1 protein-coding gene is annotated in these 228 nt (G+C 38.6%); it reads right to left on the bottom strand.

Annotated features, from left to right (window positions below):
• The coding region (locus LI126_RS16575; RefSeq protein ID WP_227165758.1) for an adaptor protein MecA at positions 1–105 on the bottom strand (105 nt) is incomplete at its 3' end.
• Positions 106–228 lie beyond the last annotated feature (123 nt).

The raw sequence follows: 228 nt of genomic DNA, 5'->3' as shown, positions 1-228 counted from the left end.
AATCTGTTGATTATGATTCAGCAAATCAAGTACGGTAATACCGCGCTCATTTAGATCTTCATTATTGAGCAGCACGCGAATCGTATTTTCGTTAATGCGTTTCATTTCCATATGCATCGCGCCCCCTTTGATTCGCTAATTTTTCATACGGTCGCTCCGGCTTCGATTTAAGTTTAAAAAGCCGAACGATATTAAACGTCTAGTTTTCATTATAGCATTCTTTTTCCG

Source organism: Mediterraneibacter sp. 210702-DFI.5.30 (genome assembly GCF_020560115.1).
GTDB lineage: Bacteria > Bacillota > Clostridia > Lachnospirales > Lachnospiraceae > Mediterraneibacter > Mediterraneibacter faecis.
This window is presented reverse-complemented; position numbering and strand designations above follow the sequence as displayed.